The sequence below is a fragment of the Candidatus Culexarchaeum yellowstonense genome (genome assembly GCF_024707025.1).
Taxonomy (GTDB): domain Archaea; phylum Thermoproteota; class Methanomethylicia; order Culexarchaeales; family Culexarchaeaceae; genus Culexarchaeum.
In genome coordinates, this window is the sequence record NZ_JANGFQ010000262.1 from 1 (window position 1) to 2,080 (window position 2,080).

3 protein-coding genes are annotated in these 2,080 nt (G+C 35.8%); all 3 read right to left on the reverse strand.

Going from position 1 to position 2,080, the window contains the following annotated elements; genetic code table 11:
• Nucleotides 1-517: 517 nt before the first annotated feature.
• Nucleotides 518-751, reverse strand: coding sequence for a hypothetical protein (locus MRT15_RS12420; RefSeq protein ID WP_304330609.1), 234 nt, complete (start codon nucleotides 749-751; stop codon nucleotides 518-520).
• Nucleotides 752-980: 229 nt separating this feature from the next.
• A complete protein-coding gene (locus MRT15_RS12425; RefSeq protein ID WP_304330610.1) occupies nucleotides 981-1,175 on the reverse strand; it encodes a hypothetical protein in 195 nt (64 codons plus the stop codon).
• Between the two features lie 457 nt (nucleotides 1,176-1,632).
• Entirely contained in the window at nucleotides 1,633-1,854 is a 222-nt protein-coding gene (locus MRT15_RS12430; protein ID WP_304330611.1) for a hypothetical protein, read from the reverse strand.
• Between the last annotated feature and the right edge of the window lie 226 nt (nucleotides 1,855-2,080).

Sequence of the window (2,080 nt, forward strand, 5' to 3'; positions counted from 1 at the left end):
AGAAGCCTTCTTAAGCGCGCGTAATACCTTTGTTAAACTTTTTCAAAAGCTTTCCATTTGTCATCTATTATTTGTTTATGGCGGCCCTAGATTTTTGCTCTGAGTTCTTTTCTAACTAGCCAATCACTTAATTCTAGTTCTCCCCTTAAAGCTTTCATTAAAGCCTCAGTATCCACAGCTAAGCTTGTGTCTTAACACCATGCTTTATCATTTATCCATATAGACGCCCTAACTTTAAAGCTAGCAACGAAGAGCGTATCCCTTTCGTCAAACCCTTAGATACTGCTAGGCTTCTGAAATTTGTTGGCTGATTCTTCAACAATGTTAAATTTGGAAGCATTAATTCTAAGATAAAGCTGAAAGATTCTACTTTAAACCTATGCGTTTACATATTTCTTCTCTATGTTTCCCGACTTCCACTAATTCTTAGGTGCGTAAAAGCTTATACCTGAAAATACAGCAATCCTTCTAACGATTCCCTTACTTACTACCGCAGAAATTATTTTGTTACTATCGATTATATCCATTTCCGTTTCAGTTCTTCCCATGCTTTTTCCTTCAGCTCATCATCTATTCTAACTATTTCCTTTTCATCTACAACTCCAGTAATCTCCTCTGCTACAAAATACTTCAACAAAAGCTTTCTGAATTCTTCAACAGCAATACGTTCCATAGCCTTTTTAAGTAGCTCATCCTTTGAGATAAGAATCCAAATTTCTCCTGGAACGTTAATGGAAATGCTCTTACTCATAATGTCGAATAGTAAAGTTTACTATTTATACTTTCCTCTTCATGCTGTCAAGCTAAGCCTTAGCTTAATGGATCTACTATATGTTAACTTGACATATCTCATGCTGTGTTGAGAGAACAAACCATTCTCCACTACATATAAGGCTGTATGGGAATCCTCATAAACATATTGAGGGAATAGTTAGGGCAGCGGTGGAATTGGATTACGACTATGGAAGTGCCTCAGCTTTTTAATAAATTCCTCCACTCCTTTCATCAGCAATATCTTCAACATGACCCAACCTCCCAAAATTACCAATAGTTATCTTGGAGCTCATCTCAAAACTATTTAAGCTTCTCTTCTTGGTTTTTGTTGTTTCCTTATGGGGTTTTAGAAGAGACTTAAAGATACGTATAGCCTTAGTAACAATAGCATCAATAATCATACATCTAAGATACGGAATTTTGAGATGAGTTCAGAGTATGTTAAGGATAGGACTAAACTATTCGATAACTACATGCATTAAGGATGAATACGATGAGGAGCATGCGGAAATGCTTCTAAACAATAATTATAATGCTAAACAAATGGATAAATAGGAGAGTTAAAGCAAGGAATTCATGGAGAATACAATACCAATAATAGAGGTGATGAAACATGCTTAAGTTTACAAGACGGAGAAAACGGTTTGTTAACGGTTTCAGGATAGATGGTCTCCCTAAGTTTGGATAACAATTTCTATCATCATGTATTTTGATTTCAACAATTCAATTTAGCTTCAAGGTCCTCACATACATGCCCGTTTAAAGATTCATCACCTATCCTCCCCACTCAATTATTTAAGCCTCCATAGTGTGGAGAATCATCCCGCGGCAGATCTCAATATTTTAATTCAACAAACCTTATAGTATGTCCTCCCACGATGAGTTATTTTCAATCGGAATATCTACAAGCAAGGCTGAAATTAGAGGCCTAGTTGGAAGGAGGCTCTTCTCAAGATTAAAACCAGAGTACTGTGAGTTTCCACAGCGCGTAAAAGCAGGAGTATTTATTAGCCACGATTTTGGTGCAGTTATCCTAAAGTTAAGAAGGGTTAAGTTCAAATTATGAATTTTTCCAAACATTTCCGTAGCTTCACCTAACAAGTTTATAATAAACTATGTGTAAGTAAAAGAAGTCTAGATTATTACCTGATCTTGAGAATAGAGGGTTAATTCAACTCAGGTTTCTTGAGAAAATCTAGCGAATTGATTTTAAGCTCCATATAATGCTTGCATTCTGTTAAGTGCTGTGCATATCATTTAGCACGTGGATCTTTTGACATAAGTAACTTATGCTTCAGCTTTAAGG

What these genes read in the sequence shown, in the direction of transcription:
- MRT15_RS12420 (WP_304330609.1), bottom strand. Translation starts at nt 751, where the DNA reads ATGAGTAAGAGCATTTCCATTAACGTTCCAGGAGAAATTTGGATTCTT.
- MRT15_RS12425 (WP_304330610.1), bottom strand. Translation starts at nt 1,175, where the DNA reads ATGATTATTGATGCTATTGTTACTAAGGCTATACGTATCTTTAAGTCT.
- MRT15_RS12430 (WP_304330611.1), bottom strand. Translation starts at nt 1,854, where the DNA reads ATGTTTGGAAAAATTCATAATTTGAACTTAACCCTTCTTAACTTTAGG.